Here is a 26,857-nt window from a genome sequence, read left to right as displayed (position 1 = left end):
GAGGGGGCGGTGGAAGGGGGCAGGGGCATCGGGAGACAATCGGCGGCGTGAAGACCGCACCTCCAATTTTAACGACCGCCCTCGACCGCCTGATCGGCCAGGCCATTCAGCGCGCCGGCGGCTGGCTGCCCTTCGACCGCTTCATGGCGCTGGCGCTCTACGCGCCCGGCATGGGCTACTACGCCAACGCCAGCCGCAAGTTCGGCCACATGCCCTCGTCCGGCAGCGATTTCGTGACCGCGCCCGAGCTCACGCCCCTGTTCGGCCAGGCGCTCGCGGTGCAGGTGGACGAGGCGCTCAAGAAGACCGGCACCGACGAGGTCTGGGAATTCGGCGCCGGCTCGGGCGCGCTGGCGCTGCAATTGCTCGACACGCTGGGCGACCGGATCGCGCGCTACCGCATCGTCGACCTGTCGGGCTCGCTGCGCGCGCGCCAGCAGGAGACGCTGGCCGGCCATGCGGCCAAGGTCGAGTGGCTCAGCGAACTGCCGGCGACGATGCGCGGCGTGGTGGTGGGCAACGAGGTGCTCGACGCGATGCCGGTGCAGCTGCTGGCGCGCGTCGGCGGCCGCTGGTTCGAACGCGGCGTGGTCGCGGGCGCGCAGGGCGGCTGGGCCTGGGAGGACCGCCCGACGCTGCTGCGGCCGCCGCTGGACATCGAGGGCGAGCACGACTACCTGACCGAGATCCATCCGCAGGCGCAGGCCTTCGTCGCCACCCTGGCCGACCGGCTCACGCAGGGCGCGGCCTTCCTGATCGACTACGGTTTTCCCGAATCGGAGTACTACCACCCGCAGCGCCACATGGGCACAGTGATGTGCCACCAGAGCCACCAGGCCGACGGCGATCCGCTGGTGGCGGTGGGCGCCAAGGACATCACGGCGCATGTCGATTTCACCGGCATCGCGCTGGCCGCGCAGGACGCGGGCCTGTCGGTGCTGGGCTATGCGAGCCAGGGGCGCTTCCTGATCAACTGCGGGTTGCTCGGGCTGTCGGACCAGGCCAGCGTGCAGCAGCGCGCATTGGCCGCGCACCTGGTGCACGAGCACGAGATGGGCGAGCTGTTCAAGGTGATCGCGCTGGGCGCCGGCGAGGCCTGGGAGCCGCTGGGCTTCGCCGAGGGCGACCGCAGCCACACGCTGTAGCTGCAGCCGCGGGACGTTCAGCGGTTGCGCACCTTGCGCAGTTCTTCCCGCAGGAACTCGCCGGCCTCGCGCGGCGGTGCATCGCCGACCTTCACCCTGTAGGGCTTGCCGGTCATCTCGGAGCGCGAGGCGCAGAGGTCGATGAAGTCCTCGGCGGTGGTGATCTTCTCCTTGAAGTAGGCGTACTTCGCCTGCATGTGCTGCGCCGCCTCGGCCGAGGTGTGGGCCGTGCCGTTGCGCATGAAACTCATCGTCGTCATCTGCTCCACGCGCTGGATCAGCGCGGTGATCGTGGCGTGCTCGTCGGCCGAGGGCGTGGCCTGCGCAAGCGATGCGCAGGCCAGCAGCACGGCGGGCAGCAGCCGCTTCAGCCATCGAACCCATGCCATGCCGTGTCTTTCGTGAACCTGAGATGAGCCCATGCTAGACAGGGCTGCCATGCCATGTCAAACGCGCTCGGGTCTAATCGACCTTCCGCCACGGCTTCCGTCTTTTTGCTCCCATGCGTCCTCTGCCCGACCTGCTCCGCACTGCCCATGCCCTCGCCGACGCGGCGGCGGCCCAATCGATGGCGTATTTCCGCACGCCGCTGGACATCATCACCAAGGCCGACGAAAGCCCCGTGACGCTGGCCGACCGCGCGGCCGAGACCGCGATGCGCGCCGCGCTGGCCGCCGCGCTGCCGGACGACGGCATCTACGGCGAGGAGCACGGCCAGGAACGGCTCGATGCCGGCCGTGTCTGGGTGATCGACCCGATCGACGGGACGCGCAGCTTCATCACCGGCTCGCCGCTGTGGGGCACGCTGATCGGCGTGCTCGAGGGCGAGCGCATCGTGCTCGGCATGGTCGACATGCCGGTGCTGGGCGAACGCTGGGTCGGTCAGGCCGGCGTGGGCGCCCACCGCAACGGCGTGGCCGTGCGCGTGAGCGGCTGCAGCGAGATCGCCCAGGCGCGCATCGTCACCACCTCGCCCGACATCTTCGACGCCGCCGACTGGCAGGCCTTCGACGCGCTGAGCCGGCGCTGCGCGATGCGCCGCTTCGGCGGCGACTGCTACGGCTATGCGCAGCTGGCCGGCGGCACCATCGACCTGGTGGTCGAGACCGGCCTGCAGCCTTACGACTACCTCGGCCCGGCCGGCCTGATCGAGGCGGCCGGCGGCGTGATCACCGACTGGGAAGGGCGTGCGCTGGGCCTGCGGTCGAACGGCCGGGTGGTGGCCGCGGCCACGCCCGAACTGCACCGCCAGGCGCTGGCCGCGCTGGCGGCCTGAGGCGACGCGATGATCCGCTGGCTGATCGTCGTGGTGCTGGCGCTGGTGCTCATGAGCGGGCTCACGGCGTGGCTTCGGCGCTTCGGCTTCGGGCGGCTGCCCGGCGATTTCGCGTTCCGGCTCTTCGGTCGCGAGTGGCAGCTGCCGATCGCCAGCACGCTGCTGCTGAGCATGATCGCCGCGCTGGTGGCGAAACTGATCTGACCACAGAGAAGAAAAGGACGAGACGAGATGAGAGCGTGCGTGGACATCGGCGGCACCAAGGTCGCCGTCAGCCTGGCCGAAGCCGGCAGCGAGCAGCTGCAGGCCCGCCGGACCGAGCCGACCGCCAAGACCGGCGACAACGATGCGGTCGCGCAGCAGGTGCTGCGGCTGATCGACGCGGCCTGCGCCGAGCTCGGCGTGCCAGCGACATCCATCGACAGCGTGGGCGTCTCCTCGGCCGGCCCCTTCGTGCTCCATGACGGCTGCGTCGAGCTCGCCACCCCCAACATCTGCGGCGGCCTGGCCGGCCCGGCGCGGGGCCTGCCCAACGACTGGATGACCGCCGTGCTCGAGGCCCCGCTGCGCCGGCGCTTCGCCCGCGTGCGGGTCGAGAACGACGCGGTCGCGGCGCTCGAGGCCGAGCGCCGCTGGGGCGCACTGCAGGGCATGGACCACTGCGCCTACGTCACCTGGAGCACCGGCGTGGGCGTGGGCCTGTGCGTCGACGGCCGCGCCCTGCGCGGCAAGAACGGCAACGCCGGCCACGCGGGCCACACCTTCGTCTCGGACGACGACAACCACGACGCGCTGTGCGGCTGCGGCAACGTGGGCGACGTCGAGGGCCTGATCGCCGGCAACTCGGTCGAACGGCGCTTCACCCAGCCCGCGGCCGAGCTGTTCGCCGCCGCCGTGGCCGGCGAGCCGCAGGCGCTGCAGCGCACCGACGCGCTGTGCCGCGTGATGGGCCGCATGCTCTACAACCTGGTGGCCACGCTGGACCTGCAGGCCATCAGCCTGGGCGGCAGCGTGTACTGGCACAACCGCGAATTCCTGCTGCCGCGGCTGCAGGCCGAACTCGACGGCCGGCTGCTGCCGCTGACGCGCGGCGTGCGGCTGCTGTCGGCCGGGCTGGGCGACAAGGTCGGCGACTACGCGGCGCTGGCGCTGGTCGACTGAGTCGGTCTACAAGAACATCCCGCCCGACGCCTCGATGCGCTGGCCGTTGATCCAGCCGTTGCCCGGCTGCAGCAGCAGCGAAATGGCGCCGCCGATGTCGTCGGGCAGGCCGACGCGGCCCAGCGCCGTCTGGCTGGCGATCATGGCGTTGAGCTGCGGGTTGTCGCGCACCATGCCGCCGCTGAAGTCGGTCTCGATCGCGCCCGGCGCCACCACGTTGACCGCGATGCCGCGCGGCCCCAGCTCCTTCGCGAGGTAGCGCGTCAGCACCTCGATCGCGCCCTTCATCGACGCATAGGCCGAGGAGCCGGGCAGCGTGAAACGGGCCAGGCCGCTCGAGACGTTGACGATGCGCCCGCCGTCCGCGAGCAGCGGCAGCAGCGCCTGAGTCAGGAAGAAGGGCCCTTTGAAATGGACGTCGACCAGCGAGTCGAACTGCGTTTCGGTGGTGTCGGCGAAGGCCGCGTGCGTGCCGATGCCGGCGTTGTTCACCAGGTGGTCGAAGGTCCGGCGCTCCCAGGTGCGGGCCAGCGCCGCCTTCACCTGCGCGGCGAAGGCCGGGAAGCTGGCGCTCTGCGCGACGTCCAGCGGCAGCGCCACCGCGCGGCGGCCCAGCGCCTCGATCTCGCCCACCAGCTGCTGCGCTTCGTCGGCGCCGCTGCGGTAGGTCAGGATCAGGTCGGAGCCCTGGCGGGCCAGGTGCTGGGCGGTGTTCCTGCCAAGGCCGCGGCTGGCGCCGGTGATGAGGGCGATGGGTGCGTTCATGGTCTGTCCTGAAGGGGAAGTGATCGATGGAATGGACTTTAGGAAAAGACAGTCCAGCGATAAATCCCCAGGAAAAGACCGAACTGTTCAGATGTGGAGAACAATGAGGCCATGAGCATGGACCTCAGCGCGCGGCGCACCTTCGTCAAGGTCGCCGAACTGGCGAGCTTCACCCGCGCCGCCGAGCAGCTGGGCATGCCCAAGGCCCGGGTCTCGACCACGGTGCAGCAGCTGGAGGCCGAACTGGGCACGCGGCTCCTGCACCGCACCACGCGCACGGTGCGACTGACGGCCGACGGCGAGCAGTTCCGCGAGCGCTGCCTGCTGCTGCTGGCCGACGCGGACGAGCTGCAGTCGCTGTTCCAGCGCACGCCCGGCGCCCTGCGCGGCCGGCTGCGGGTCGACGTGCCGATCGGCATGGCGCAGGCGGTGCTGATGCCGCGGCTGCCCGCCTTCCTGGCCGCGCATCCGCAGGTGGAACTCGAACTGAGCACCACCGACCGCCGGGTCGACCTGGTGCACGAGGGCTTCGACTGCGTGCTGCGCGTGGGCACGCTCGACGCCTCCGATCTGGTGGCGCGCCGGCTCGGCGAGCTGGCGCAGGTCAACGTCGCCAGTCCGGCCTACCTCGCGCTGCACGGCACGCCGCGCACGCTCGCCGACCTGGCCGCGCACCGGCTGGTGCGCTACGCGCCGGGGCTGGGCGCCGGGCCGGCGCTGTGGGAATACGAGGAAGAGGGCCGCTACCGGACGCTGGCCATGCCGAGCACGCTCACGGTGACCAGCAGCGATGCCTACCAGTCGGCCTGCCTGGCCGGCCTGGGCCTGATCCAGGCGCCGGTCATGGGCATGCAGCCGCTGATCGACGCGGGCCGGCTGGTGCGGGTGCTGTCCGGCTTCGATGCGCCGCCGATGCCGGTGTCGCTGCTCTATCCGCACCGGCGCCAGCTGTCGAAGCGGGTGCAGGCGCTGATGGCGTGGATGGACGAGGTGCTCGAGCCCTTCCTGGCCGGCAAGCCCTGAACGCCGCGTTCAGCGCACCTGGGGCATGGCGCCGAGCGTGTCGAGGAAGGTGCGGCGCCACCAGTGCACGTCGTGCTCGCGGATGCGCTGCAGCAGCTTCTGGTGGCGCGCGCGGCGTTCGTCCAGCGGCATCTGCAGCGCCTGCTGCACGGTCTCGGCCGTGCCGTGCACGTCGTAGGGGTTGACCAGCAGCGCTTCCTTCATCTGCTCGGCCGCGCCCGCGAAGCGCGACAGCACCAGCACGCCCGGATCGGCCGGATCCTGCGCCGCCACGTACTCCTTGGCCACCAGGTTCATGCCGTCGCGCAGCGGCGTCACCAGCCCCACGGCCGCGGCGCGGCACAGGCCCGGCACGCGCTTGCGCGCCACCATGCGGTGGATGTAGCGCACCGGCATCCAGTCGAGCTCGCCGTAGTCGCCGTTGATCGCGCCGCACAGCGACTCGAGCTCGCGCCGGATGTCGGCATAGGCGTCGACCGATTCGCGCGTGGGCGAGGCGATCTGGATCAGCGTGGCGCTGCGGCGGTTCTCGGGGTAGTTGGCCAGCAGCTCGCGGAAGGCGCGCACCCGGTGCGGGATGCCCTTGGAGTAGTCGAGCCGGTCGATGCCCAGCAGCAGCCGGCGGCTCGCGTACTCGCGCTTCATGGTCTCGTACATGTCGCGCGATTCCTTGGCGTGCGTGAGCGCCGCGAACTCGTCGACGTCGATGCCGATCGGGAAGGCGGTGCAGCGCACGGTCTGGCCGTAGGCGCGGTACATGTCGTCGGCCAGCGCTTCGCCCCGGGCCTCGTTCTTCACGTAGTGCGCGAAATGCTGCACGTCCTGGTTGGACTGGAAGCCGATCAGGTCGTAGGCGAACAGCGAACGCGCGAGCCACTCGTGCTGCGGGATCGCCGCCATGATGATCTGCGGCGGCAGCGGGATGTGCAGGAAGAAGCCGATGCGCTGCCTGCAGCCCATGGCGCGCAGTTCGGCCGCCAGCGGGATCAGGTGGTAGTCGTGCACCCAGATGATGTCGTCTTCCTGCAGCAGCGGCATCAGCTTGCGTGCGAACAGCTGGTTCACGCGGCGGTAGCCGCCGATGAAGCCGGCGTCGAAGTTGGCCAGGTCCAGGCGGTTGTGGAACACCGGCCAGAGCACGTCGTTGCTGTAGCCGGCGTAGTAGCTGTCGTGGTCTTCGCGGCTCAGGTCGATGGTGGCCAGCGTGACCTTGCCGGCCTGCTGCTTGTGCAGCTCGCCTTCGCCGGTCGGGCCGTCCTCGACGATGGTGCCGCTCCAGCCGAACCACAGGCCGCCGGTCTGCTGCAGCGATTCGCCCAGCGCCACCGCCAGGCCGCCGGCGGCGGGCTTGCGCGGATCGGCCACGCGGTTGGAGATCACGACCAGGCGGCTCATGGCTTGACCTCCGGGCGCGGTCCGTTGGCCAGCAGGTCGCGCGCCTCGAGCAGCCACTCGTAGACCGCCAGCGTGGAGTCGAGCCGGTGCAGCGCCTGCGTGGGGCCGGAGCCGACCTTGATCGCGATGCCGCCGCGCGGCTGCACGATGGCGAAGCCGCTCTCGTCGGTGGTGTCGTCGCCCGCGAACACCGGCACCCGGCCGGTGAAGGGGGCTTCGTGCAGGAAGGCGTCGATGGCGATGCCCTTGTTGATGCCCGCGGGCTTGACCTCGAACACGAACTTGCCGTGCAGCAGCTCCAGCTGCGGCTGGCCGTCGAGCACGCGGACCATGGCCTCGCGGCAGACGGCTTCCAGGTCGGGCGCCATGCGGTAGTGCAGCGCGATCGCCGCATGCTTGCGCTCCACCAGCAGCCCGGGGTGCGCGCCCGCGAGCTCGTTGCAGGCCTCGAGCACGAAGCCCAGGTCGGGCGCGCGCTGCTCCTGCATGTGGCCTTCGGCATCGCGGCGCTGCACGCCGTGCTCGCCGGCGGCCGGCAGGCGCAGCGGCGCGAGAAAACGGTCGATCGCATCGATCTGCCGGCCCGAGACGATGGCCAGCGCACCGCCCAGCAGCTCGTGCAGGTCGGTGAGCAGGGCGACGAGGGCGGGGGGGACCTCGATGGCCTCGGGCGTTTCGGCGAGGGCCACGAGCGTCCCGTCGAAGTCGAGGAAGAGGGCGGCGTCGGGGGTGAGTCTTGGAGGCGTCTGCATCGGTCTGTCACCTTAGCAGTGCGCTGCGCCGCGCCGCGTCGGCCAAAGCCGCGACCCTGGCCTCAGTTCGAGCCCTGGAGCCACGCGGCGATGGCGGCCGTGCGCGCGCGCGCCACCGCCTCGCCGATCGCCGGCCCGGTGGCGCCCGCAGCCGCCGCGGCCTGCGCGATCGGGCGCGTGGCCACCGCCAGCGCGGCGTCCAGCACCGCCTGCAGGCGCTCGCGCTGGGGGTAGGGCCGCTCCTCGAAGCCCCGCCGGCCGCGCGCGTCGCATTCGCAGGCCTGCAGCACCTGCGCGAAGCGCTCGGGCTTGCGCAGCGCGTCGCAGCGCTCCAGCAGCCGCATCAGCGCGGCCGCGCCCAGTTCGGCGCTGCGGTGGATGTTGCCGTGCTCGCGCGCCACCACCTCGGCCAGCTCGCGCAGCTCGACCGGCACGCGCCAGCGCTCGCAGACCGCCTGCAGCAGCTTGACGCTGCGCTGCTCGTGGCCGATGTGGCGCGGCAGCACGTCGGCGCGCGTCGTGCCCTTGCCCAGGTCGTGCACCAGGCAGGCGAAGCGCACCGGCAGCGGTGCCTCCAGTCGGGCCGCCATGTCGAGCACCATCATCAGGTGCAGGCCGGTGTCGATCTCCGGGTGATGGGCTTCCGGCTGTGGCACGCCCCAGAGGCGGTCGACCTCGGGCAGCAGCACGGCCAGCGCGCCGCAGTCGCGCAGCACCTCGAACATGCGCGAGGGCCTGGCTTCCATCAGGCCGCGCGACAGCTCCTGCCAGACGCGCTCGGGCACCAGCGCATCGACCTCGCCGGCGGCCACCATCTCGCGCATCAGCGCCAGCGTGTCGGGCGCGATGCCGAAATCGGCGAAGCGGGCCGCGAAGCGCGCCACGCGCAGGATGCGCACCGGGTCCTCGCGGAAGGCCTCGGTGACGTGGCGCAGCACCTTGTCTTGCAGGTCCCGCTGGCCATGGAAGGGGTCGACCAGGTCGGCCGCATCGGGGGCCTCGGCGCCCGCGCGGTCGGCGGGCAGGGCGATCGCGTTGACCGTCAGGTCGCGCCGGGCCAGGTCCTGTTCCAGCGTGACGTCGGGCGCCGCATGCACGACGAAGCCTCGGTAGCCCGGCGCGCTCTTGCGTTCGGTGCGCGCCAGCGCGTACTCCTCGCGCGTGCGCGGGTGCAGGAACACGGGGAAGTCGCGGCCGACCGGCAGGTAGCCCAGCGCGCCCATCTGTTCGGGAGTGGCGCCCACCACCACCCAGTCGCGATCGCTCCCGGAGCGGCCCAGCAGCGCATCGCGGATCGCGCCGCCGACGAGGAAAGTCTTCATGTGTCCAAGTGTAGGGAGAATCCCTTGGTGAAAAAAGCACGATCGTTCGTTAAGCTGCCGAAGCCGGTCAGCGGAACCCCGCGGCGTGCCGGCGGCAATCCATGGAGGCTATTCGTCAAATGAAGAAAACAATGTATGCCCTCGCGGCCCTGTCCGTTCTGGGATCGGGCAGCGCCCTGGCCCAGAACGCGGGCGACTGGGTGCTCGGCGCCGGCTGGCTGCACTTCGCGCCGCAGGATTCGAGCAAGCCGCTCACCTTCACCTCGCCGATCAACGCGGTGGTGCCGGGCTCCGGGTCCGGTGTGGACAGCTCGAACACCCTGGGCCTGAGCGCGGTGTATTTCATCGACAGCCGCTGGGCCGTCGAAGGCGTGTTCGGCGTGCCGCCGAAGTTCAACCTGCAGGGGGAAGGCTCGCTGGCACCCATCGGCAAGCTGGGCGATGCCAAGCAATGGAGCCCGACGCTGCTGGCCAAGTACTACTTCGGCAATGGCAACGATGCCTTCCGCCCCTTCCTGGGCCTGGGCGCGACCTATGTCTGGTACAGCGACGTCAGCCTCACGCCCGGCCTGCAGGGGGCGCTGGGCGGCCGCCTGGGCCTGCCGCCGGGGGCCACCAGCACCAGCGCCAAGCTCGACAAGTCCTTCGCGCCGGTGTTCAACCTCGGCGCGGCCTGGCAGTTCGACAAGCACTGGGGCGTGTCTTTTTCGGTCTCGTACATTCCGCTCAAGACCACGGCCAAGCTCACCACGCGCACCGCGGGCGGCACCACCGTCGCGACCAGCGAGGCGCGCCTGAAGCTGGACCCGATCGTGACCTACCTGTCGGCCACCTACCGTTTCTGATCTTCGTTGCTGTCACACATGAAAAACGCCGCGCGATGCGCGGCGTTTTTCATGGGGCGCGAAGCGGCGTCAATCGCGCAGCCGGTAGGGTTCGTCCACCACCACGAACTGGTGTTCCTCGAGCGCCGCGTCGGTCCAGGCCTTGACGCCCGGCAGCGCGTGCACGCGTTCCACATAGGCCGCGACCTCGGGCGGCACCGGCAGCGCATAGGTCTTGAGGCGCGAAGCCATGGGCGCGTAGTAGGCGTCGGCGATGCTGAACTCGCCGAACAGCATCGGGCCGCCGTGGCGGGCCAGCAGGCCACCCCACAGTTGCACCAATCGCGCCAGTTCGCCGCGCACGTCGGCGCGGTCGCGCATCAGCAGCCGGCCCTGCGATGCCAGGTCGGCCTCGACGTTCATGCCGCAGTGGTTGCGGATGGCGCGGAAACCCGCGTGCATCTCAGCGCAGGCGCTGCGCGCCTCGGCCCGCCGTGCCTTGTCCGCGGGCCACAGGGCCTTGTCGGGGAAGGATTCGGCCAGGTACTCGGCGATGGCCAGGGTGTCGGACACCACGGTGCCGCCGTCGACCAGGAAAGGCACGGTGCCTGCGGGGTTGAGCGGCTGCACCACCTTCTTGAACTGCGAACCGGGCTCGGAAAAATCGTCGCCGAAGCGGACCATCACCTCCTCGAAGGGGATGCCGGCCTGGGTCATCAGCACCCAGGGTCGCATGGACCACGAGGAGTAGTTCTTGTTGCCGATGTAGAGCTGGAGCATGGCGATTCTTCCGCGAGCAAAAGACGCCATGCTAGCGCCGCCGCGCCGTTCGATTGATGCCCAAGCGCGGCGCCACTGATGCGTTCAGCGCGACGGCGGCGGGCCGGGGTCCTTCGACAGCAGGGTCTGCGACAGCTCGGTGGCCGGCCGGAAGCCCGGCACCCGGCCCAGCAGGGTCACGATGCGCGGCACCAGGCCCAGCACGACCAGGGCCAGCAGCGTGCTCAGCACCGCCGTCACCTCGCGTCCCAGGCCGCAGGCCATGCCGATGGCGGCAGTCAGCCAGAGGCCGGCCGCGGTGGTCAGGCCCTGCACCTGCTGTTCGTCGCGGCCCGACTTGAGGATGGTGCCGGCGCAGAGGAAACCCACGCCCGCCACCAGGCCCTGGATCACGCGGCTCATGTCGGCCGGCAGGATGCCGGTCTGCTGCGGGATCAGCACGAACATCGCCGAGCCGATGGCCACCAGCATGTGGGTGCGCACCCCGGCCGCCTTGCCGTGCTGTTCGCGCTCGAAGCCGAGCATGAAGCCGAGGACGGAGGCGAGCAGCAGCCGCACCAGGATGCGCACGAACTGCGCGAGGTCGGGGACATCGGAGAACTCCGAGGCGATCACCGCAGTGACGTCGTTCCACCAGTCCATGGTCGTGTGTGCCGGGCAGTTGCTGAGCCCGACAGTGTGGCGCGGCAGGGGCTCCCGGCCTGTAGGCTGGTGCCCTTTTCGCGCGGGACGCTCAGAGGCGCGTGGCGGGGGCCGCGGGCGGCGTCTCGTGCGCCAGGGCGATGCCGACGTGGGCCGGCAACGCGGGCAGGTGGCCGTGCCAGCGCCGCACCGAGCGCTGGAAGAACAGGCTGTTGGGGATCTTCAGCGTGGTGCCGGCCTCGGCGCTGCCGCTTTCCTCCAGCGTGGTGTAGACCAGGTTGATGTCCAGCACACGGCCCTTGAGGCCGGGCTTCTCGCCGTTCTCCAGCACCTCGACCAGGTCGTCGAGCCGGAACATGCGCGTGGTGAAGATCAGCAGCGCGCAGAAGATGTTCGACAGCACGCTCCAGGCGGCGAAGAAGGCCACCGCGCCGACGGCCGCGAAGCCGGTGAAGGCGGTCCAGAGCACCGTGCCCGAGACACCGATGCGCCCCAGGCTCCAGAGGATGGCGCCGCCGTAGATCAGGAAGCCCGCGAGCCGGCGCGAGACCACCGCCACTTCGTTGGGCAGCGCATAGCCGGTGGTGACGCGCCGGATCAGGCGCCGGACGATGCGGTAGAGCAGCCAGGCGCCCAGCAGGATCAGCGCGACCTGCACCGCGGGGACGATGATTTCCAGCCATTCGAGCACCCAGTCGGGCAGGCTGGCGCGCAGGTTCTGCAGCGATCGGTTCATGTCGTCAGCGGGCGCGGGTCAGGGCAGGTCCTTGCTGGGGTCGGGCTCGCCTGCGTTGCGCGGGCCCACGCGGCCCAGCCGGCTCTTGAGCGATTGCGGCTGGCCACTGATGATGGCCGCGTAGTTGGTGGTGTTGGCCAGCACCTTCTTCACGTAGTCGCGCGTTTCCGCGAAGGGCACGTTCTCGGCCCAGATCGCGGCATCGAGCACCGGCCCGTTGCGCCAGTTGCGCGGCCGGCCCGGGCCGGCGTTGTAGGCGGCCGCGGCCATGGCCATCGAGCCGTCGAAGTCGTCGAGCGCCAGCTTGAGATAGGCGGTGCCGATGGTGATGTTGGTCTCGCGTTCGTTGATCTGGCTGGGCGTGAAGCCGGTCAGGCCGATCTTGTTGGCGGTCCACTTGGCGGTGGCCGGCATCACCTGCATCAGGCCCGAGGCGCCGACGCCCGAGCGCGCGTCCATGATGAAGCGGCTTTCCTGGCGGATCAGGCCGTAGACGTAGGCCGGGTCGAGGCCGATGTCCTGGCTCTTGCGCAGCACCGTGTCGTGGAAGGGCATGGGGAAGCGCTGGTCGATGTCGATCGCGCCCTTGGTGCGCTCGCTGGTGTTGATGCAGCGGTCCCAGACCTCGCGCTGGCAGGCCAGGTCGGCCGCGGCCAGCAGCTCGCGGTCGCCCAGGCCGCCGGCGTCGTGCAGGTTGGTGGCGTAGTTCCACTCGCGCACGCCCTCGGGCCGCAGGCCGATCGCGATCGCGTAGAGCCCGCGCGCCAGCGAGGGGTTGTTGCGCGCGGTCTGCTTCTCCTCGGCGGTCAGCGGGGCCGGCTTGGTCGGCACCACGGCGCGCTGGCCCAGGTCTTCCAGCGCCAGCAGCTCGTAGAAGCCGCGGGTGCCGGCGATGGTTTCCAGCAGCGTGCGGGCCTGCGCCTTGCGCTCGTCGCCGCCCATCGCGTTGAGCGCGCGGGCGCGCCAGTAGACCCAGGTCGGGTCGGCCTGCGCGGCCTCGCTCATGGCCGTGACCGAGGCGTTCACGTCCTTCCACTGGCCGCTGCGCAGCGCGGCGCGCACCTTCCAGCCCAGCATGTCGTCGGACAGGTCGCTGTTCTTCGTCACGTTGGCGAAGTAGAGGTTGGCCTGCGGCGAGAGCTTGCCGGCCGACTGGCGGCCGATCGCGCCCCAGACCCAGTTGCGCTCCTCGGCGCTCAGCATCGGGCTCCACTTGCCTTCGAGCTGGGCGGCGGCCACGTCGGGGTCGGCGATGGCGGTCTTGATCAGCGCCAGCACCACCATTTCCTTGCGCGCCTTGGAGGCGGCCATCACCGCGCCGGTCAGGAACTTGGGCGCGCTGGCGTTGACCTGGGCGAACATCGGCAGCGCCTCGGGCTCGACCAGGCCGATGGCGTCGCGCGCGGGCTGCGGGCGGTTGGCTTCGATGGCCAGCCGCGCCTTCTTCCAGGCAACGTCGGGCGAGAGCTGGCGCGCGGCCAGCAGCTGGCCGGCGGCGGTCAGGCAGCCGTCGTCGGCCTCGCGCTGGCGCAGCCAGCCCTCGCGCACCTCCTCGACCTGGGCCTTGGTGACACCGCCCGTGCGCTGCATGTCGGCCAGCACCGCGTAGCAGCGCACCTGCACGTCGTCGCGCATGCGGAAGCCCGCGTACATCGGGGCGAAGCCGTCCCAGTCGCGGCGCTTGCCCAGCAGCAGCAGCCAGTCGTTGCGCAGCCGGTCTTCCTGGTAGCTGCCCGCGTAGCGCGAGAGGAAATCCTGCACTTCCTGCGGGCTGGCGTCGTCCAGGCGCGCCTTGAGCTCCCAGTAGGCGGCCCAGGGCTCGAGCGCATGGCCGCGGGCCTGCGGCAACAGGGCCGCGAGGCGGGCCTTGTCGCCGCGCTGGAACGCCTGTTTCATCTGGACGAGCACGTCGTCGTTGGCGTTCTGTGCGCACGCAGGTTGGAGGAAGGATGCGATCGCGAGAGCGAATGCACCGAGGAGGTGGCGCCGGGGTGCCAGAATGCCAGGAACTTGCATCGGGGGATTATGGACAAGGCACACGATGGAAACGCGGCGGAAGGCCGCAAGGAAACGGCTGCTTTTCTCAAAGCGCAGCTTCGGACCGCGCTGATCGAGCAACGCCTGGGGATGCCGGACCGCCTACAGCGCTCCGATCTTTTGCAGCGCGTGATGCGGATCTGGCTGGTCGGACGGCCCGACACCGTGATCGGCGCCTACTGGCCGATCAAGGGCGAATTCGACCCCTTGCCGGCGCTGCACCGCTGGAAGGAGGACGGCGAACTGATCGACGAGCCGCACCGGCGCCGGATCGGCCTGCCGGTGGTCAACCGCGACCACAAGACGCTGACCTTCCACTCGTGGTACCCCGGCTGCCCGATGGAGAACGATGCCTACGACATCCCCAAGCCCAAGGACACCGAGCTGATCGTGCCGACGCTGCTGTTCGTGCCCTGCCTGGGCTACAGCGCCGGCGGCTACCGGCTGGGCTACGGCGGCGGCTTCTACGACCGCACGCTGGCCGCGCTGGAGCCGCGGCCCTTCACCGTGGGCCTGGGCTTCACCGACGGCTTCCTGGAGAACCTGGAGCCCGAGGCGCACGACGTGCCGCTGGATGCCATCCTGAACGACAACGGCGTGGTCTGGCCGATCAGCTGACTCGCCCCCGAGGGCTCGCGCACTGCGTGTCGCTTCGCCTTCCCCCGTCCGGGGGCGACACCGGCGGCCCGGCAAAGCCGGTTCCGCGGTGTCCCTGGCCTGAAACGGCGAGGCCTCAGTCCAGGTAGTCGATGGTGTCGGGGTCGGGCACTTCGCCGATGGTGGCGCGGGTGGTGGCGGCCTGCTGCTGCAGCCAGTCGCAGAAGGCCGAGACCTCGGGGCGCAGCGCGTTGCGCGGGCCGACCATGAGCCAGTAGGCCATGGGGGAATCCAGCCGGTGCTGGGGCAGCACCTCCACCAGGTCGCCGTTGGCCAGGCTTTCGGCGATCAGCGAACTGCGGGCCAGCACCAGGCCCTGGCCGGTGAGCGCGGCCTGCACCATCTGGTAGGCGTAGTTGAAGTAGAGCCAGCGCTTGGGCTGCGCCCGGCTCTGGCCGTGTTCCTCGAACCAGCGGCGCCAGGTCAGCCATTCGAGGTGCGTGCGGTGGGCGTCGCCGGCCTCGATCAAGGTGAAGCCGGCCAGGTCGGCCGGTGACTTGATCGGCGGCCGGCTCTTGATCAGCCAGGGGCTGGCCACCGGCGTGAGCGTCTCGCCGAACAGCCGGATCGCCTCGCGCGGCATGTTCTCGGGCGGCGCGTAGCGCAGCGCCATGTCGACGTCGGCCACCTCGAGGTCGACCGCGGTGTCGCTGGCATCGATGCGGATGTCGATCTCGGGGTTGTCGCGCTGGAAGGCCTCGAGCCGCGGGATCAGCCACATCGATGCGAAAGACGCAAAAGTCGTGAGCGACACGCTCTTGCGCCCCGCGCTCTGGCGGATCTGGCGCACCGCGCCGTCGATGCGCGGCAGCGACTGCTGCACCGCCAGCAGCAGCTGCGCCCCGGCGCCGGTCAGCTCGACCGCCCGCGTGTGGCGCAGGAACAGCGCCACACCGACCTCTTCCTCCATCGCCTGGATCTGCCGGCTGACGGCCGATTGCGTGAGCGCCATCTCCTCGGCGGCTGCGCGGAAATTGAGGTGGCGCGCCACCGCCTCGAAGGCCCGGAGGTGGCCGGCGGAGATCGGCCGGGTGCGCAGATGGGTCTGGGAGTGCTGCATGGATTGATGCGATATGGGAATCAGTAGCGTACTTCCATTTCATTGGACCGCCAATGCGGGGAAGCAGATGATTCATTCCCGAAGCGCGCAATCTGCGCCTTGGAGAAACAGCCCCCCAGGAGTCCACCATGTCCGCCGTCTGCACCTCGCCATCGCTCTCTTCCCTGTCCCTGCCGTCCCAGGCCGCCGTGCCGCCCGCCGTGCGCCGCGGCGCCTGGCAACTGGCCGCCGGCCAGGCCCTGAGCCTGAAGGCGCAGGGCGACAGCGTGCTGAGCGTGCGCCAGGGCCGGATCTGGGTCACGCGCGACGCCACCGTCCAGCAGGCCACCGAGGACCTGGTGCTGGCGCCGGGCGAGACGCTCAAGGTGGCCTCGGGCCAGCGCGTGGTGATGGAGCCGTGGGACGGCTTCGGCGCCACCTACAGCTGGGACGCCGCCTGACATCCCGGCGGGCCGCCTGGCGCGGCCTCAGCCGTGGATGTCGAAGCCGGGCTTCAGTGCCAGGAAGCGCTCCAGCGCGGCGCTCCCCTCGAGAGCCTGGATGCCCGCCATGTCGTCGTCGGCGTCGCTCTGGGCAAAGCCCAGGTCGAAGCGCCGATAGCGGCGCTCGGTGCGCGACCCCTCATAGACCACCCGCAGCCCGGTGTGGCGCGGGTCCTGCCGCAGGCGTTCGAGCAGGGCCAGGACGGCCTCGCGCGGCCCCTCGATGTGCTGGCAGAAATGAATCCCGTCGAACACCAGCAGGCCGGTGATGCCGCGCTCGGTGTTGTGCCGGCGGGCCTGCGCCACGATCTGGCCCACCACGGTCGGCATCTGGTTCTGCGCGAGGACGCTGCAATAGAGAAGTTCGTGGAGAAGCGGTTCGGTCGTGGACATAGCGGGGGCGCAGGGCGTGCGGAGTGTAGGCAGCCCGGCGGCGCAACGAAATGTCAAAAGACACAGTCCACGCGCCTATAGTGCGGGCGTGAAATTGGATGAAAACGCACCCTCCGCGTCTCCGCCTGCGCGCGGCGAGAGACCCTGCGATGCCTGCGCCTTGCGCCGTCATCCGGCCTTTCTGCAGGCTTCGCCGGAGGAGCTGCGGACCATCGAGGACTTCCGCGTCGGCACCCGCACGGTCGCGGCCGGCCAGGCGCTGGTCCAGGAGCACCTGCGCAGCCCGCAGCTGTTCACGCTCTACAGCGGCTGGGCTTTCCGCTACAAGACGCTCAGCGACGGCCGCCGCCAGATCCTGAGCTTCCTGCTGCCGGGCGATTTCATCGGCCTGCAGGACGAGTTCGCCGAGGGCCAGACCCATGGCGTCGAGGCCGCCAGCGAGGCGAGTTTCTGCGTGTTCGAGCGCGACGGGCTCTGGGACGTGTTCCATGCCCAGCCCAAGCTGGGCTACGACATCACCTGGCTCGCCGCCCGCGAGGAGAAGATGGTCGACGACAACCTCGTGACCGCCGGCCGGCGCAATGCGGGCGAGCGGGTGGCGATGCTGCTGATGCACCTCTACCGGCGCGCCGAACGCCTGGGCATGGTGCGCGACGGCTGGGTGCCCTTTCCCTTCAACCAGCAGCACATCGCCGATGCGCTGGGGCTGTCGCTGGTGCACACCAACAAGACGCTGCGGCGGCTGCAGCGCCTGGGCCTGCACAAGCTCGACGCCGGCTGGCTGCGCATCCTGGAGCCGCATGCGCTGGAAACGCTGGGCGACTATTTCGAGCGGCCGCTGCGGCGCGTGCCGCTGATTTGAGACCTGTGTCACGACCGGCGGCGGCGCGCATGTGCCGCCGGGCGCGCCATCGCGTATCGTCGGGGCTCCCTTTCCGGCCGGCGCCCGCCGCCGTGCCGAGCCTTTCACTTCTCCCGCTCCCAGCCATCGTCCCGTGAAGCTTTTGTCCCGCCAGCGTCTGCGCCAGATCTTCATGGTCGGCGGCGTCGAGTCCTTCGGCGTGATCCTGAGCGGCATCGCCGGCCTGCTCATCGTGAACGTGCTGCCCAAGGAGCAGTACGCCGCCTACACCTTCCTCATCGCCTGCACCACGCTGATGATGGGCATCACCGACCTGGGCCTGGCGCACTGCTGCCTGCCGGTGGTGGGCCAGCGCAACCGCGACGTGCCATGGGTGGTGGCGGCCTGTCACCATGTGTTCCACAAGCGCTGGGTGCTGCTCTCGGCCGGGCTGCTGATCATCGTGCCGTACTGGTACTTCACCTCGCGCCAGCACGGCTGGACCGGCCCGGGCTACTGGCTGGCCTCGGTGCTGGTCCTGGGCGTGGTGCTGGTGCAGCTGCGCGAGCACTACGCCACCACCGTGCTGCTGATCCTGGCGCAGATCTCGACGCTCAACCGCATCACCTTCGCCTCCTACGGGGTGCGCATCGCGCTGGTGGCGGCGGTGCTGCTGCTGCCCATGACCGCCTATTCGACCGCCGGCCTGATCACCGCGACCGCGGGCGCCAGCCTGGTGGCGCTGATGCTCTACGGGCGCCATTTCCACCAGCAGGGCATCGGCACCCATCGCCTGGGCGCCGACGATGCCCGGCGGGTCGACGGCGAGATCCTGCGCATCGCCAAGCCGCTGGTGCTGCCGGCCGTGTTCTACCAGGTGCAGGGTGTGGTCACGGTGTTCATCGTGTCCCTCTTCGGCACCGCCAACATGGTGGCCGAGGTGGGGGCCTTCGGCCGCCTGGCGATGGCGCTGGTGGTGGTCGACCGGGTGGCGAACGTGCTGCTGTTCCCCGCCATCGCCCGGGCGCCCGCGGGTCCGCGCTTCGTGCGGGTGCTGGCCCAGATCCACGGCCTCTACCTGCTGGCCATGGGCTGCACCTTCCTGACCTCGCTGCTGTTCCCGCAGTACTGGATCCTGCTGCTGGGCGAGCAGTACCGCAGCATGACGCCGCTGGTCTGGATGATGTTCCTGTCGTCGCTGCTCGGCAACGCCGCGGGCTTCGCCTTCCGGACGCTGACGGTGCGCGGCGCCACGGCCCGCCAGAGCTTCAGCATCGTCGCGACCCTGGTCACGCAGGTGCTGTACCTGTGGCTGGTCGGCATCAGCGACCTGAAGTCGGTGCTGGGCTTCGGCCTGGCCAGCAGCGCCGCCAGCTTCGTCTTCCAGTACAGCCTGCTGCTGGCCTGCTGGCGCGAGTGGCGCACCGAAGCCGTGTCGCCGGCCTGAGCGGGCCGCCTCAGCGGCGCTGGTAGACCCGGCCGATGGCCGACGCCAGGCGCAGCGCGAAGCGATGGCGCTTGATCTCGGCGTCCGAGAAGGCCCGGATCGGACCCTCGATGTGCTGGAAGTAGGCCTTGGTCGCGACCGAGGGCGACTGGCCGCCGATCGCGTTGCGGATGTGCGGCGTGTTCCAGGGCTTGGGCGAGCCGATCGCATGCGACAGGTAGTAGCCGCCGGCGGTGAAGTCCATCGCGTCGGGGCCCGCGGTGTTGAGCGTCGCCTCGTGCGCGGTCAGCGCGAAGTTCAACGCATCCTGGTCGGTCGAATGGAAGAGCGCGGCCGAGCCGCCGGCCTTCAGGTGCTTGACGCCCTGGTTGTAGTCGAGCACCAGGCTGCACAGGCGCTCCCAGAGCACCAGGAAATCGACGTGCTGGCGCGGCACGCCGATGAAGCCGGCGTTGTAGTAGCGCTCGATCGGCCGGGTCGACGCGATGCCGTGCTGGGCGAAGAAGGCGCTCCAGAGCAGCCGCTTCGGGTGGCGCGACGGAAAGGCCCAGTTGACGTCTTCGGCCAGCGAGAGGGCGTCGTCGGTGAACCAGCCGCAGAAGGAGGGCCAGTCGCACTTCATCACGATGTCGGGGTCGATGTAGGCCACCGTGTCGCTGTCGGGTGCGTACTTCTCGAACACGTCGCGCACGAAGGTCGGCTTGTAGTAGGTGAAGTGCACCGGCGTGTTGAGCAGCACCATGCGCAGCTGGAAGTCGGGGCTGACCTGGTAGGTGGCCGTGGCCGCGTCGTACGACGGCGAGCCGGTGAGCCAGGCCGGCAGCGCGCCCCGGTAGCCCGCCCACAGCACGCCGGAGAAACCGGCGGCGACCAGCGAGTTGGAGAGTGCGGCAACCCCGAAGTGGTAGTTCCCTTCGAACAGCGTGCAGAGAGAAATTTTCATGAAGCTTGGGGTTGTGGCGCGCGAAGTGTAATCAAAAGTTTTAGTTCTCTTGTTTCTTTTCCCGACGCGCCGCGCGATTGTGCAGTTGCGGACGCCAGACTGTGACGAAATGGACATCTGCCACGGCCGATAATCCGGCCCGACCGAACACCAGAGAAGCAAGAAGCATGAACAAAGCGCAAACCGAGCAGCACACGACGGCTGTCGACGTCGTGGTGATGGCTGCCGGCAAGGGCACCCGCATGAAGAGTGCGCGTCCGAAGGTGCTGCACCGCCTGGGCGGCCGGGCCCTGGTGGCACGGGTGCTCGACACCGCCGCCCAACTGGGCGCGCGCCACGTCGTGGTCGTGACCGGCCATGGCGCCGAGGCGGTCGAGGCCGCCATCGGCGCCGATTTCACCGCCATGGCGCCGCGCTTCGCGCGCCAGATGCCGCAGCTGGGCACCGGGCACGCCGTGCAGCAGGCCATGCCCAGCCTGCCCGACGACGGCACGGTGCTGGTGCTGTCGGGCGACGTCCCGCTGATCGGCGAGGCCGCGCTGCAGGCGCTGGTCGCGGCCAGCGCCGGCGAACGCCTGGCCTTGCTGACCATCGAATTCGACGACCCCACCGGCTACGGCCGCATCCTTCGCGCGCCCGATTCGGGCCAGGTGCTGGCGATCGTCGAGCAGAAGGACGCCAGCGAGGCGCAGCGCGCCGTGCGCGAGGTCTACAGCGGCATCATGGCCGTGCCGGCGCGGCTGCTCAAGCCCTGGCTGGCGCGCCTGGACAACCGCAACGCCCAGGGCGAGTACTACCTGACCGACATCGTGGGCTTCGCCACCGGCGACGGCGTGCCGGTGGTGGCGCACCGCATCGACGACGCGGCGCAGGTCGCCGGCATCAACAGCCCGGCCCAGCTCGCGGCGCTCGAGCGCGTGCTGCAGCTGCGGCAGGCCGATGCGCTGATGACCGCCGGCGTGCGGCTGGCCGACCCCGCGCGCTTCGACCTGCGCGGCACGCTCGCCTGCGGCAGCGACGTCGAGATCGACGTCAACTGCGTCTTCGAGGGCACGGTGTCGCTGGGCGACGGCGTGCGCATCGGCGCCCACTGCGTGATCGCCAACGCCCGCATCGAGGCCGGCACGGTGATCCATCCCTTCACCCACATCGACGGCGAGAAGGCCGGCGTGAGCGTCGGGCCCGATGCGCGCATCGGCCCCTTCGCGCGGCTGCGCCCCGGCGCGCAGTTGGGCGCCGAGGTGCACATCGGCAACTTCGTCGAGGTCAAGAACTCGACGCTGGCGGCCGGCGCCAAGGCCAACCACCTGGCCTACCTGGGCGACGCCACGGTGGGCGAGCGCGTCAACTACGGCGCGGGCAGCATCACCGCCAACTACGACGGCGCGAACAAGCACCGCACCGTGCTCGGCGACGACGTGCACATCGGCAGCAACTGCGTGCTGGTGGCGCCGGTCACCATCGGCGCGGGCGGTACCGTGGGCGGCGGCTCGACCATCAGCAAGAGCACCGAGCCCGGCGCGCTGACCGTGGCGCGCGCGCGGCAGGCCAGTTTTCCGAACTGGCAGCGGCCGCTGAAGAACAAGGGCTAGCTAGATCGGGAACAGCGGCAGCCGCGGGTCGAACTTCGCGCGCTTGACCGAGAAGAAGGCCTTGACGTTGCGCACGTTGGCGTCGGCGTTGAACAGCCGCTGCGCCAGCGCGTGGTAGTCGGGCATGTCGCGCGCGATCACCACCAGGATGAAGTCCGGCCCGGGCGACACGCGCCAGCACTGCTGCACCGCGTCGTCGGCGACCGCGCGCGCCTCGAAGGCGTCGAGCGAGGCGGCGTCCTGGCGGTCCAGCGAGATCTCGGTCAGCACCTGCAGGCCGTGGCCCAGCAGCGGCGAGAGCCGGTCGGCCGAGAGCAGGGCGACCTGGCGCTCGATCATGCCGGCGGCGCGCAGCCGCTGGACGCGGCGCATGCAGGTGGGGGGCGAGATGTGGACGCTGCCCGCGAGCTCCTGGTTGGTCTGCAGCGCATCCTGCTGAAGCGCGTCCAGCAGCCGCAGATCGATCAGATCAAGGGTTATTTCTTCCATTTTTCAATTGAATGAGAAAGTTAATTTCTCCTTTGTGATTGGGGGTAATTTTATTCCAAAAATACAGGAATATTGACGACAAATATCTTGAACCCAGCCCTACGATCGCGGCCTCTCCAGCTCCATTCAAAGGCTTTCCCATGTGCGGCATCGTCGGCGCAGCCTCCCATCGCAACATCGTTCCCGTCCTCGTCCAGGGCCTTCAGCGTCTCGAGTACCGCGGTTACGACTCCTGCGGGGTGGCCGTCCATGCGGGCAACCTGACGCGCACCCGCACCACCTCGCGCGTCGCGGACCTGGTCACCCAGGTGCACGACGACCGCGTCGAAGGCCTGACCGGCATCGCCCACACCCGCTGGGCCACCCATGGCGCCCCGGCGGTGCACAACGCCCACCCGCACTTCAGCTACGGCCCCGGCGAAGACGCCGACAGCGCCAAGGCGCCGCGCGTGGCGCTGGTGCACAACGGCATCATCGAGAACCATGAAGTGCTGCGTGCCGCGCTGCAGGCCAAGGGCTACGTGTTCTCGAGCCAGACCGACACCGAGGTCATCGCCCACCTGATCGACAGCCACTACGACGGCGACCTGTTTGACGCGGTCAAGGCCGCGGTGCGCCAGCTGCACGGTGCCTATGCGATCGCGGCCATCTGCCGCGACGAGCCGCACCGCGTGATCGGTGCGCGCGCCGGCTCGCCGCTGATCCTGGGCGTGGGCGCCGACGGCGCCGAGAACTTCCTGGCCAGCGACGCCATGGCCCTGGCCGGCGTGACCGACCAGATCGTCTACCTGGAAGAGGGCGACGTGGTCGACCTGCAGCCGGGCAAGTACTGGATCGTCGACCGCGAGCACAAGGCCGTCAGCCGCACCGTGCGCACGGTGCTGGCCCACAGCGGCGCGGCCGAGCTCGGCCCCTATCGCCACTACATGCAGAAGGAGATCTTCGAGCAGCCGCGCGCCATCGGCGACACGCTCGAGGGCGTGCAGGGCATCGTGCCCGAGCTGTTCGACGGCGTCGGCCAGGACGGCGCCACCGGCGCCAGCGCGCACCGCGTGTTCCAGGCCATCGACAAGGTGCTGATCCTGGCCTGCGGTACCAGCTACTACAGCGGCTGCACCGCCAAGTACTGGCTCGAAGGCATCGCCAAGATCCCGACCCAGGTCGAGATCGCGAGCGAATACCGCTACCGCGATTCGGTGCCCGACCCGAAGACCCTGGTCGTGACCATTACCCAGTCCGGCGAGACGGCCGACACGCTCGCCGCGCTCAAGCACGCGCGCTCGCTCGGCATGGAACACACGCTGACCATCTGCAACGTCGCCACCAGCGCCATGGTGCGCGAGTGCAAGCTGGCCTACATCACGCGCGCCGGCGTCGAGATCGGCGTGGCCTCGACCAAGGCCTTCACGACGCAGCTGGCGGGCCTGTTCCTGCTGACCCTGGCGCTGGCGCAGGCCAAGGGCCGGTTGAGCGAGGCCGACGAGGCGCGCTACCTCAAGGAGATGCGCCACCTGCCGGTCGCGCTGCAGTCGGTGCTGGCGCTGGAGCCGCAGATCATCAGCTGGGCCGAGGACTTCGCGCGCAAGGAGAACGCGCTGTTCCTGGGCCGCGGCCTGCACTACCCGATCGCGCTCGAAGGCTCGCTCAAGCTCAAGGAAGTGACCTACATCCACGCCGAGGCCTACGCCGCCGGCGAGCTCAAGCACGGCCCGCTGGCGCTGGTGACCAGCGAGATGCCGGTGGTCGCGGTGGCGCCCAACGACGCGCTGCTGGAGAAGCTCAAGAGCAACCTGCAGGAAGTGCGCGCCCGCGGCGGCGTGCTCTACGTGCTGGCCGACGGCGATGCGCGCATCGAGAGCAGCGAAGGCCTGCACGTGATCCGCATGCCCGAGCACTACGGCGCGCTGAGCCCGCTGCTGCACGTGGTGCCGCTGCAATTGCTCGCGTACCACACGGCCTGCGCGCGTGGCACCGACGTCGACAAGCCGCGCAACCTCGCGAAGAGCGTGACGGTGGAGTGAGGGGGCGGGCCCCGTGCGCGCGTCGCAGGCCTTCCGCCAGCGGCTTCGCTGAGCCGGGCGTCAACTGCGCGCCGTGGCGGGCTGCAGCGCTTCCAGCACGAAGCGCGTCGGACCGCTGGCGCCGCGCTCGCTGACGGCCACACCCAGCTGCCGCCACAGCGGCGGGCTCAGCGGGCGCACGACGATGCGGGGATCGCGCGCGGGCTCCTGCGATTCCTGCGGCAGCAGGGCCGCGCCGTAGCCGGCGGCGACCAGCGTGCGGATGGCGTCGTTGTAGTTGAGCTCGATGCGCGGCCGGCAATGGACGCCCGCCGCGGAGAACCATTCCGCGGTCAGCCGGTAGAGGCTGGTGGAGGCGTCGTTCATGATCAGCGGCCGCTCGGCCAGCCACTGTGCACTCAGCCGCCGGGGTGCCTTCCATTCCGCCGGCAGGAAGGCCACGACCGCCTCGCGCCGCACGGGCGTGACATGGAGGCCGCGCACAGCCGCCTGCGGCAGCGCCACGATCGCCAGGTCCAGGCTGCCCGCGGCGAGCCGGGCCATGCTGTCCTTGGAGGTCAGCACCTGCACGTTGACGTCGATGCCCGGATGGTGGCGCGCCAGGCGCTCGAGCGCGGGCGGCAGCAGGTGCGCGATGGCGCCGGTCGAGGCGCCCACCCGCACCCGGCCGGTCTGGCCGGCGAGCTGGCGCCGCACGTCCTCCACGGCATCGTCGGCGTCCGCCAGCAGCCGGCGCGCACGCGCGATGAAGCCTTCGCCCAAGGCCGTCGGCTGTGCCGGGCCCCGCCCGCGCACGAGCAGCTGGCCGCCCAGGCGCGACTCCAGTTCCGCGATCTGCACGGTGACGGTCGGGGCCGCGAGATGGAGGGCGCGCGCGGCATTGGCCAGCGACCCGAGGTCGGCGATGGCCACCAAAGTGCGCAGATGGTCGAGGCTCAGTTCACGCATCGCGCTAATTTAACTTTTCTTAATCTCGGCTTCCAGATATTTAACTGGAGCCATCGCGGCTGCGTGCCTACCATCGCACGCCATGGACCTCACTCTCTTCATCGACGGCGACCAGGGCACCACCGGCCTGGACCTGCAGAACCGGCTCCAGGCTGGGGAATTCCGCATCCGCACCTTGCCGGCGGCCCTGCGTAAAGATGCGGCGGCCCGGCGGGACGCGCTCAATGCCTGCGATATCGCGATCCTCTGCCTGCCCGATGCCGCGGCGCGCGAGGCGGTGGCGATGATCGAGAACCCCTCGGTGCGTGTCATCGATGCCAGTTCGGCGCACCGCACCAGTCCGGGCTGGGTCTACGGCCTGCCGGAACTCGATGTGGCGCAAGCCGGGCGCATCGCCTCGGCGGCGCGGGTCACGAATCCGGGCTGCTACCCCACGGCCGCGATTGCCTTGCTGCGGCCGCTGACGGACGCAGGCCTGCTGCCCGCCGACTACCCGCTGGTGATCCACGCGGTCTCGGGCTACTCGGGCCAGGGCCGGGCCGGCGCGGAAGCGCACGAGGCCGGGGAGGGCGCGCATTCGTTCAAGGTCTATGGCCTGGCGCTCGAGCACAAGCACGTGCCCGAGATCGAGGCCTATGCCGGCCTGACGCAGCGTCCGCTGTTCGTGCCGGCCTATGGCAGCTACCGGCAGGGCATCGTGCTCACCATCGCATTGCATGCGCGGCTGCTGCCTGCCGATGCGTCGGGCGCGCACCTCCACGAATGCCTTGCCGAACGCTACCGCGACGCGGCGCATGTGCGCGTGCTGCCGCTGTCTTCCGACGCGCCGATCACCGAGCTGGACCCGCAGGTCCACAACGGCAGCAACGACATGAGCCTGGCCGTCACATGGAACCAGCGCACGGGCCAGATCGTGCTGAGCGCGGTGCTGGACAACCTGGGCAAAGGGGCCGCGGGCGCGGCGGTGCAGAACCTGCGCCTGATGGCCGGGGCCTGAACGAAGGGGCTGCCCGGATGAACTCCGGCGCAGGCCTCGATCGGCGGCGCCTCGCGGAAGGCGCGGCCGTGGCCGGTCAGCCTTTCTGGTCCAGGCTCAGCCGGTCGGACATGAAGTCCAGGAACGCGCGGATCTTGCTCGGCATGCCCTTGCGGCTCAGCACTAGGGCGGTGGCGTGCATCGAGGGGCTCTCCCAGTCCTTGAGCACCCGGCGCAGCCGGCCCGAGCGCAGGTCGTTGGCGCACATCACGTTGGGCAGCATGCTGAGCCCCACGTGGCCGATGGCCATCTCGCGCGCGATCGAGATGTTGTTCACCACCACCTTGCCCTCGATGTGCGCGAAGCGGTGCGTGGCCTCGTTGCGCAGCGTCCAGATGCCGTCCGCGCGCTGCTGCGTGGTGATGATGCAGTCGTGGCGGTGCAGCTCGTCCACCGACAGCGGCACGCCGCGGCGTTCGAGGTACTCGGGGCTGGCGTAGACGCCGCGGGTGATCGTCGCGATGCGCCTGTAGGTCAGTTCCGTGTCCTTGAGCGGCCCGAGCTGGATCGTGAGGTCGTAGGGGTCTTCCCTTGGATTGACCGCGCGGCTGTTCACGTCGACCTCCAGTTCCAGCTCCGGATAGGCCAGCACGAACTCGGCGATCGCCTTGCCGATCCACGACACGCCGAAGTCGATCGGAATGCTCACCCGCAGCGCGCCGCGCATCGCGGTCTGCAGCTGCAGCGTCTCGAGGCCGGCCTGTTCGACCTCGTCGACCACGCGCCGGCAGTGCTCGTAGAAACGCGCGCCGATCTCGGTGGTCGTGAGGCGGCGCTGGCCCTTCTTCAGCAGCACCGTGCCCACCTGCTGCTCGAGTTGCGTGAGCTTGCGGCTGATGGTGGATTTGGGCATGTCCAGTTCCGTCGCCGCGCGCGTGATGCTCTGCGCGTTCACGACGTCATAGAACAGTCGAAGCGAATTCAGATCCAGTTTGTCGGCCATGGCCCGGGTGTCTCTCTCGTGTGCTGAAACAGGCGCCGAGGGTAGTCGACATCGCCGCCCGTGGGGACTTCGTGCGTTCCACGGCTGGAACGCCCGGTCCAGATCTGACCCTATTCGGAACGCAGGCCCGTTCCTACCATTTGCCCA

General features: G+C 70.0%; 28 protein-coding genes. 13 read left to right on the top strand and 15 right to left on the bottom strand.

Annotation, left to right across the window (positions count from 1 at the left end):
* Positions 1 to 47: 47 nt before the first annotated feature.
* Positions 48 to 1,145, top strand: coding sequence for a class I SAM-dependent methyltransferase (locus tag A9977_RS32800; protein ID WP_405054723.1), 1,098 nt, complete (start codon positions 48 to 50; stop codon positions 1,143 to 1,145).
* 17 nt (positions 1,146 to 1,162) lie between these two features.
* Here A9977_RS32800 and A9977_RS32795 read toward each other — a convergent pair whose 3' ends face one another.
* Positions 1,163 to 1,534, bottom strand: a complete 372-nt coding sequence (locus tag A9977_RS32795) for a DUF5329 family protein (protein WP_183029011.1) — start codon at positions 1,532 to 1,534, stop codon at positions 1,163 to 1,165.
* Between the two features lie 113 nt (positions 1,535 to 1,647).
* On the opposite strand from A9977_RS32795, the gene hisN reads away from it, so the two are divergent.
* From hisN to A9977_RS32780, 3 genes are read left to right on the top strand one after another with little or no spacing between them, the layout of a single operon-like run.
* On the top strand, positions 1,648 to 2,421 hold the full coding sequence (gene hisN, locus A9977_RS32790) for a histidinol-phosphatase (RefSeq protein ID WP_183029010.1): 774 nt from the start codon (positions 1,648 to 1,650) through the stop codon (positions 2,419 to 2,421).
* A 9-nt stretch (positions 2,422 to 2,430) separates the two neighbouring features.
* Complete coding sequence (locus tag A9977_RS32785; RefSeq protein WP_183029009.1) at positions 2,431 to 2,625, top strand: DUF2905 domain-containing protein; 195 nt, start codon at positions 2,431 to 2,433, stop codon at positions 2,623 to 2,625.
* A 27-nt stretch (positions 2,626 to 2,652) separates the two neighbouring features.
* Complete coding sequence (locus tag A9977_RS32780; RefSeq protein ID WP_183029008.1) at positions 2,653 to 3,582, top strand: ROK family protein; 930 nt, start codon at positions 2,653 to 2,655, stop codon at positions 3,580 to 3,582.
* A 6-nt stretch (positions 3,583 to 3,588) separates the two neighbouring features.
* Here A9977_RS32780 and A9977_RS32775 read toward each other — a convergent pair whose 3' ends face one another.
* Positions 3,589 to 4,347, bottom strand: coding sequence for an SDR family NAD(P)-dependent oxidoreductase (locus A9977_RS32775; protein ID WP_183029007.1), 759 nt, complete (start codon positions 4,345 to 4,347; stop codon positions 3,589 to 3,591).
* Between the two features lie 111 nt (positions 4,348 to 4,458).
* On the opposite strand from A9977_RS32775, the gene A9977_RS32770 reads away from it, so the two are divergent.
* Entirely contained in the window at positions 4,459 to 5,370 is a 912-nt protein-coding gene (locus A9977_RS32770; protein WP_183029006.1) for a LysR family transcriptional regulator, read from the top strand.
* Between the two features lie 9 nt (positions 5,371 to 5,379).
* Here A9977_RS32770 and otsA read toward each other — a convergent pair whose 3' ends face one another.
* From otsA to A9977_RS32755, 3 genes are all read right to left on the bottom strand, one after another.
* A complete protein-coding gene (otsA, locus tag A9977_RS32765) occupies positions 5,380 to 6,765 on the bottom strand; it encodes an alpha,alpha-trehalose-phosphate synthase (UDP-forming) (RefSeq protein ID WP_183029005.1) in 1,386 nt (461 codons plus the stop codon).
* Complete coding sequence (gene otsB, locus A9977_RS32760) at positions 6,762 to 7,517, bottom strand: trehalose-phosphatase (protein ID WP_183029004.1); 756 nt, start codon at positions 7,515 to 7,517, stop codon at positions 6,762 to 6,764. The genes otsA and otsB overlap by 4 nt, the downstream gene beginning before the upstream one ends.
* A 62-nt stretch (positions 7,518 to 7,579) precedes the next feature.
* A complete protein-coding gene (locus A9977_RS32755; RefSeq protein WP_183029003.1) occupies positions 7,580 to 8,839 on the bottom strand; it encodes a multifunctional CCA addition/repair protein in 1,260 nt (419 codons plus the stop codon).
* 119 nt (positions 8,840 to 8,958) lie between these two features.
* On the opposite strand from A9977_RS32755, the gene A9977_RS32750 reads away from it, so the two are divergent.
* Positions 8,959 to 9,684: an OmpW family protein gene (locus A9977_RS32750; RefSeq protein ID WP_183029002.1), complete on the top strand. Its 726-nt coding sequence runs from the start codon at positions 8,959 to 8,961 to the stop codon at positions 9,682 to 9,684.
* Between the two features lie 69 nt (positions 9,685 to 9,753).
* Here A9977_RS32750 and A9977_RS32745 read toward each other — a convergent pair whose 3' ends face one another.
* The 4 genes from A9977_RS32745 to A9977_RS32730 all read right to left on the bottom strand — a co-directional run bounded on the left by A9977_RS32745 (position 9,754) and on the right by A9977_RS32730 (position 13,837).
* On the bottom strand, positions 9,754 to 10,443 hold the full coding sequence (locus A9977_RS32745; protein WP_183029001.1) for a glutathione S-transferase family protein: 690 nt from the start codon (positions 10,441 to 10,443) through the stop codon (positions 9,754 to 9,756).
* An 84-nt stretch (positions 10,444 to 10,527) separates the two neighbouring features.
* On the bottom strand, positions 10,528 to 11,085 hold the full coding sequence (locus A9977_RS32740; protein WP_183029000.1) for an MgtC/SapB family protein: 558 nt from the start codon (positions 11,083 to 11,085) through the stop codon (positions 10,528 to 10,530).
* Between the two features lie 91 nt (positions 11,086 to 11,176).
* Positions 11,177 to 11,821 carry a mechanosensitive ion channel family protein gene (locus tag A9977_RS32735; RefSeq protein WP_183028999.1) on the bottom strand — a complete coding sequence of 215 codons (645 nt, stop codon included), beginning with the start codon at positions 11,819 to 11,821 and terminating at the stop codon, positions 11,177 to 11,179.
* Positions 11,822 to 11,839: 18 nt separating this feature from the next.
* Positions 11,840 to 13,837: a lytic transglycosylase domain-containing protein gene (locus A9977_RS32730; protein ID WP_183028998.1), complete on the bottom strand. Its 1,998-nt coding sequence runs from the start codon at positions 13,835 to 13,837 to the stop codon at positions 11,840 to 11,842.
* Positions 13,838 to 13,846: 9 nt separating this feature from the next.
* Between A9977_RS32730 and A9977_RS32725 the strand changes: the two genes are divergently transcribed.
* Positions 13,847 to 14,476: a 5-formyltetrahydrofolate cyclo-ligase gene (locus A9977_RS32725; protein ID WP_183028997.1), complete on the top strand. Its 630-nt coding sequence runs from the start codon at positions 13,847 to 13,849 to the stop codon at positions 14,474 to 14,476.
* A gap of 115 nt (positions 14,477 to 14,591) precedes the next feature.
* Here A9977_RS32725 and A9977_RS32720 read toward each other — a convergent pair whose 3' ends face one another.
* Positions 14,592 to 15,575, bottom strand: a complete 984-nt coding sequence (locus tag A9977_RS32720) for a LysR substrate-binding domain-containing protein (protein ID WP_183028996.1) — start codon at positions 15,573 to 15,575, stop codon at positions 14,592 to 14,594.
* Positions 15,576 to 15,703: 128 nt separating this feature from the next.
* On the opposite strand from A9977_RS32720, the gene A9977_RS32715 reads away from it, so the two are divergent.
* A complete protein-coding gene (locus tag A9977_RS32715; RefSeq protein ID WP_183028995.1) occupies positions 15,704 to 16,015 on the top strand; it encodes a DUF2917 domain-containing protein in 312 nt (103 codons plus the stop codon).
* A gap of 27 nt (positions 16,016 to 16,042) precedes the next feature.
* Here A9977_RS32715 and A9977_RS32710 read toward each other — a convergent pair whose 3' ends face one another.
* Positions 16,043 to 16,450, bottom strand: coding sequence for a BLUF domain-containing protein (locus tag A9977_RS32710; RefSeq protein WP_183028994.1), 408 nt, complete (start codon positions 16,448 to 16,450; stop codon positions 16,043 to 16,045).
* Between the two features lie 160 nt (positions 16,451 to 16,610).
* On the opposite strand from A9977_RS32710, the gene A9977_RS32705 reads away from it, so the two are divergent.
* Positions 16,611 to 17,312 (top strand): Crp/Fnr family transcriptional regulator, encoded by a 702-nt coding sequence (locus A9977_RS32705; RefSeq protein ID WP_259652257.1) that lies wholly within the window; start codon positions 16,611 to 16,613, stop codon positions 17,310 to 17,312.
* A gap of 133 nt (positions 17,313 to 17,445) precedes the next feature.
* Positions 17,446 to 18,738 carry a hypothetical protein gene (locus A9977_RS32700; RefSeq protein WP_183028992.1) on the top strand — a complete coding sequence of 431 codons (1,293 nt, stop codon included), beginning with the start codon at positions 17,446 to 17,448 and terminating at the stop codon, positions 18,736 to 18,738.
* A gap of 10 nt (positions 18,739 to 18,748) precedes the next feature.
* Here A9977_RS32700 and A9977_RS32695 read toward each other — a convergent pair whose 3' ends face one another.
* Positions 18,749 to 19,681: a hypothetical protein gene (locus A9977_RS32695; RefSeq protein WP_183028991.1), complete on the bottom strand. Its 933-nt coding sequence runs from the start codon at positions 19,679 to 19,681 to the stop codon at positions 18,749 to 18,751.
* Between the two features lie 167 nt (positions 19,682 to 19,848).
* Here A9977_RS32695 and glmU point away from each other — a divergent pair, with 167 nt between their 5' ends.
* Complete coding sequence (gene glmU / locus A9977_RS32690) at positions 19,849 to 21,273, top strand: bifunctional UDP-N-acetylglucosamine diphosphorylase/glucosamine-1-phosphate N-acetyltransferase GlmU (protein WP_259652256.1); 1,425 nt, start codon at positions 19,849 to 19,851, stop codon at positions 21,271 to 21,273.
* Here the strand turns inward: glmU and A9977_RS32685 are convergent, their stop codons facing one another.
* Positions 21,274 to 21,762 carry an Lrp/AsnC family transcriptional regulator gene (locus A9977_RS32685; protein ID WP_183028990.1) on the bottom strand — a complete coding sequence of 163 codons (489 nt, stop codon included), beginning with the start codon at positions 21,760 to 21,762 and terminating at the stop codon, positions 21,274 to 21,276.
* Positions 21,763 to 21,902: 140 nt separating this feature from the next.
* Here A9977_RS32685 and glmS point away from each other — a divergent pair, with 140 nt between their 5' ends.
* On the top strand, positions 21,903 to 23,783 hold the full coding sequence (gene glmS, locus A9977_RS32680) for a glutamine--fructose-6-phosphate transaminase (isomerizing) (protein WP_183028989.1): 1,881 nt from the start codon (positions 21,903 to 21,905) through the stop codon (positions 23,781 to 23,783).
* Positions 23,784 to 23,843: 60 nt separating this feature from the next.
* Here glmS and A9977_RS32675 read toward each other — a convergent pair whose 3' ends face one another.
* The gene (locus A9977_RS32675) at positions 23,844 to 24,731 is read right to left on the bottom strand and encodes a LysR family transcriptional regulator (RefSeq protein WP_183028988.1); all 888 of its coding nucleotides are present in this window, start codon (positions 24,729 to 24,731) and stop codon (positions 23,844 to 23,846) included.
* 82 nt (positions 24,732 to 24,813) lie between these two features.
* On the opposite strand from A9977_RS32675, the gene argC reads away from it, so the two are divergent.
* The gene (gene argC / locus A9977_RS32670) at positions 24,814 to 25,728 is read left to right on the top strand and encodes an N-acetyl-gamma-glutamyl-phosphate reductase (RefSeq protein WP_183028987.1); all 915 of its coding nucleotides are present in this window, start codon (positions 24,814 to 24,816) and stop codon (positions 25,726 to 25,728) included.
* Positions 25,729 to 25,804: 76 nt separating this feature from the next.
* On the opposite strand, the gene A9977_RS32665 is transcribed toward argC, so the two are convergent.
* Positions 25,805 to 26,710 (bottom strand): LysR family transcriptional regulator, encoded by a 906-nt coding sequence (locus A9977_RS32665; RefSeq protein WP_183028986.1) that lies wholly within the window; start codon positions 26,708 to 26,710, stop codon positions 25,805 to 25,807.
* Positions 26,711 to 26,857: the final 147 nt, after the last annotated feature.

Source organism: Variovorax sp. UMC13 (genome assembly GCF_014170375.1).
Lineage (GTDB): Bacteria > Pseudomonadota > Gammaproteobacteria > Burkholderiales > Burkholderiaceae_C > Variovorax.
This window is presented reverse-complemented; position numbering and strand designations above follow the sequence as displayed.